The organism is Fundidesulfovibrio sp. (assembly GCF_058402725.1).
The window spans coordinates 1-4331 of sequence record NZ_JBZVFJ010000214.1 but is presented as its reverse complement, the minus strand read 5'-3'; the positions used below and the strand labels follow the sequence as shown (position 1 = coordinate 4331).

Annotated in this window: 3 protein-coding genes; 2 read left to right on the top strand and 1 reads right to left on the bottom strand. The window is 70.2% G+C overall.

The window, feature by feature from the left end; translation table 11 throughout:
- Positions 1-229: 229 nt before the first annotated feature.
- Positions 230-1786: a lytic transglycosylase domain-containing protein gene (locus ACV4UX_RS17585; protein ID WP_491594579.1), complete on the top strand. Its 1557-nt coding sequence runs from the start codon at positions 230-232 to the stop codon at positions 1784-1786.
- A 61-nt stretch (positions 1787-1847) separates the two neighbouring features.
- On the opposite strand, the gene ACV4UX_RS17580 is transcribed toward ACV4UX_RS17585, so the two are convergent.
- A complete protein-coding gene (locus tag ACV4UX_RS17580) occupies positions 1848-4013 on the bottom strand; it encodes a hypothetical protein (RefSeq protein ID WP_491594578.1) in 2166 nt (721 codons plus the stop codon).
- A gap of 122 nt (positions 4014-4135) precedes the next feature.
- Here ACV4UX_RS17580 and ACV4UX_RS17575 point away from each other — a divergent pair.
- The coding region (locus tag ACV4UX_RS17575) for a hypothetical protein (RefSeq protein WP_491594577.1) at positions 4136-4331 on the top strand (196 nt) is incomplete at its 3' end.

Genomic DNA, 4331 nt, shown 5'->3' with positions numbered 1-4331 from the left:
CGCTTCGCCCCACGCCGGGGCGGTCCGGAACAGGGCGCTCCTCCACGAGCCGCCGCCCTCAGGGGCGGCGGTCTCGCTTTGCGCATTTCACGCCAACCGTCCGCCGCGACGGGATTTTGTCTCCCGGAGCGCTTCGCACCGCGTCGTGTGCGCTAACCAGCTGAAATCAAAGATGCGGCATGTTTCGTGCTTGTGGTGCTCCACGGAAGAACCAACCGAGGGGGCGACCATGACCGCCAGGCTTCTCACCATCGTCTGTCTGCTGCTCCTGGCCGGATGCGCGGGGCCCAGCGTCCACACCGGTCGCGAAGCCAAGCCCGTCTCCAACCTCGAACCCGAAATCACGGAACTCGACGCCCTCAAGAACAGCCGGGGCCGCCCGCTCACCCCCGTGGAACGCCAGGCCCTGGACTCCAAGGCCGGCATCTCCTTCAAGCTCACCGCCGAAGAGACCCGCGAGGTGCAGCTCTTCTTCCAGAGCTACACCCGCGACAAGCGCGACACCGTGCAGCGCTGGCTCATGCGCAGCGAGCCCCACCTGGAATACGTCCGCGCCGTGCTGGCCAGCCACCGCCTGCCCCAGGACCTGCTGGCGCTGCCCTACATCGAGTCGGGCTACAACGTGCTGGCCGTGTCCTCGGCCGGGGCCGTGGGCATGTGGCAGTTCATGCCCGCCACCGCCCGCCGCTTCGGGCTCACCGTGGACTGGTGGCTCGACGAGCGCCGCGACCCCTACCTCTCCACAGCCGCGGCCGCCCGCTACCTCAAGATCCTCCACCAGCAGTTCGGGGACTGGCAGCTGGCCCTGGCCGCCTACAACGCCGGAGAGGGCGCGGTCTCGCGCGCCATGACCTCCTCCGGCGCGCAGACCTTCAACACCCTGGCCAAGTCCTCCGCGCCCATCAAGGACGAGACGAGGCACTACGTGCCCCGTTACCTGGCCATGCTCAAGATCGCCCAGAACGCCCAGAAGCTCGGCTTCAAGGCTCCCGACATGCGCGTGGCCAAGGACCTGGAAGAGGTGCGCATCCCCGCCGGGACCGACCTCTCCGGACTGGCCGCCCACCTGGGCCTCTCCTGGGAGCAGTTCCACGCCCTCAACCCGGCCTACCGCCGCCAGGTGAGCCCCCCGGACCGCTCCACCGCCGCCTGGGTGCCCAAGAAGCTCGCCCACTCGGCCCTGGCCTACGTGGAACACCCCCGCGACGCCGCCACCGGCGCGGCCCGCCTCGCCCGGGGCGGAGACACCTGGTGGACCATCTCGCGCGAGACCGGCATCCCCGCCAACACCCTGCGCGAGGCCAACAAGGGACACGACAGGCCCATCCCCGGCAAGGCCGTGCTCATCCCCCTGGCCGCCTGCGCCCTGGACGGACCGGGCCAGTCGCTGGAGCCCGCGCCCTCCCGCAGCGCCGTGGCCCAGGCCCAGCCCTCGGGACAGCCCGCCATCCAGCCCGCCCTCTACATCGTGCGCAAGGGCGACACCCTGGAATCCGTGGCCGCCAAGACCGGTGTGGGCGTGCAGGAACTCATCGCCGTGAACAAGGCCGATCCGCGCCACGCCCTCATCCCGGGCACGCCCCTGCTCATCCCCGCGAAGCAGGCCGCCCAGGCCGCACCTCCCAAAGCCCAGCAGCAGGCCCAGGCGACGCCCGCCAAGGCGCAGCAGCAGGCCCAGGCCAGGCCAGCGCCCGCCCTGCAGGCCCAGGACGACAGGGCAGGGGAGCAGCAGACACAGCTCAACCCGGCGCCGCGCTACAAGATCCTCCGCCGCCCCGGCACCTGAGCCGAGGCGTTCCCAGCGCCTTCCACGCGCCCCGAGGACATCTTCCCCGGGGCGCGTTCCGTCAGGGACGAGGCACGTAGAGGCAAGAGGTTCCGTCGGTCTCCAGGAGGAGGTAGTGGGCCTGCACCGTCTCCAGCAGGCCCTCCGGCGTGCCGCAGCGCAAAAGGATCGCCGCGAAACGTCGGGAGGCGATGTCGAAGGGCAGCGGCGTCCGGGCATAGCTCCAGAATCCTTCTCGATGAGGCAGTTCTGAGTCCATGCCTTCCAGGTAGAGGGTGTGTCCGGCGCGCCCCAGGGTCAGATGGCTCGACTCGGTGTCGGCCAGCACAGGTCCGGGCACTGCGTCCAGGATCGCCGCGAAGCGCCTCTGCGCGTCCCTCTCGCGTTCAAAAGTCGGCGTCCGCGAGGCGAGGCCCTCGTACGATACGCCGTGGAAGAGCACGAAAGGCTCCCGGCCCAGCGTGTAGACGGTGGCCGCCACGGCCATGGCGGCAAGAGCGGCGCGGCGCGGTCCGACGCCCAGTTCGCGCCCGCTGACCCCAATCCAGAGGATCGCCGCCGTGGTGAAGCCGAACATGTAGTTGCTGTCGGCCCCCCAGCTGCGCAGCAGCAGATAGGCGAAGGGCATCCCCGCCGCGGCCGTGAGCGTGAACAATCCCAGGCGGCCGCGCAGCCCGGCCCAGGCCGACGCCGCCAGGAACGGTCCGGCCGCCCAGAGGTTGCCCTGCGCGTAGTGGCCCAGGCGCGTGAAGAAGTCCGCATCGTTGTTGAGCCCCGGCGTACGGCTCAGGTACGCGGTGTATTCCAGCAGGTTGTGGAACATCGCCCCGGACGTGGCCAGGTTCATGCCTGCCAGCGCCAGCCCCGAACCCGCCAGCGTGGCCGCTGAGACGTCCAGGGCCAGGCGTCTTCGCGGGCCTGTCTCCGCGAAGATCAGGAACAGGTGCATGGCCAGCACCACCGGCAAAGCCTGGAGCTTCGTGAGGAGCATCAGAGCCGAAAACAGGCAGAACAGGGCGAGCGAGCGGGCGTCTCCTTCGCCGGGCGAGCAGACGCGACGCTCAAGGTGCACTGCGGCCCAGCCGAACAGAGCCCACAGAAGGAGGTCCGGCCGCCCGATCACGCCCCACGCGGAGAGGTCGCCGTCCAGCAGCAGGAGCATGCCCGCCATGAGGCCCGTCAGACGGCCCGCCCCGGCCCTGGTCGCCAGCACGTAGGCGGCGCAGCACAATGCCGCAAGCGATGCGGCCGAGACCAGCCGCGTGGCGAACAGCACGGGACCCGTCAACAGGATCACCGCCTTGGAAGCCGCGTAATACAGCGGAGGGTAGAGCGTGGTGAGAAAGTCGTAATGGTCCATGTGGGTGTACATGGCCCCAAGCGACGGAAAGAGCGTGCCCTTGAGCAGCTCGCGCGCCTCCACCGCGTTCAGCGGACCGGGCGAAAGAGAACGCAGCGCCAGTTCGCCCGCCGTGTCCGCGCTGCGCAGCATGGCGTCGGCGCAGAGCGCGCCAAAGAGCAGGAGCGCGGCCTTGTCCCAAGTCTTCGCGGACGGACCCGAACGTCCCGGGACGGCCAGCCACGCCAGCCCGGCGCAGAGCATGAACGCCGCCCACGGCCCAGCCCGCCGCGCCCACCACCAGCCGCCGCGCTCCCACGCCTGCCGCGCCCACCTCTCCAGCGACGCCCGGGATTCCTCCCAGGCCGCGCCGAGGTAAACCCGCCAGGGCAGAAGCAGCCTGCCCGGCGCGTTGAGGTCCCTGATTTCCAGGCGGGAGAGCCTTGCCGCCTCAGGGGGAAGGCCAGCGTCGGGTATGGCAGCCATGTGCAGGGTATTGACGCCCCGCGCAAGCGCCAGGTCCGCCGTGTGGCAGGCCTGGCCGGAGCCGGGGGGATTCTCGAAGGCCCGCAGCTCGTGGACCGTCGTTCCCCCGAGCGAGAAGCGAAGCCGCGCTGCCCCTGGCCCGTGCGCCACGCACGCCGTGAGACGCACCACGCGCGGCGCGTCGAGTTCCAGGGTGAGCCGCACCCCCTCGGGGGAGAGAAGGCGGCCCCCGGAAGCGGGGTCCACGGGGCCCAGCCCTTCAGCCCGGGCAAGGCGGTCCACGCTCGACATGTCGAGCTGCCGGAACGCGCCCGTTTCCGAGAGAAACAGAAGGCACAGGGCGCCCAGGCACAACGTCGCCACCAAAAGCCGCAAGGCGCGGCTCTCCATCGACAGGATCATCGGGACGGCCTCCACTGCGCGTGCAGGAGATCGCACGCGCCGGACGAGTTTGTCCTGGCGCGCCAATCCCACTCCTGATACCAAAGAGACGTCGGCCGCGCCGCCATTTTCCAAGGTCCACCATGCTCAAGCGCCTGCTCAAGCTGGCCGCGCTTCCGGCCTACGTCTACCTGCTGCTTCTGGCCTGCTCCACGGCGCTCCACTTCAGCCCGGGGCTCGTGCGGCCCCTCATGAAGCAGGACACCTGGGAACAACTCATCTCCCTGGGCGTCCTGGACATCCGCCAGCACCCCCAGTACCGCGACTGGCTCCACGGCT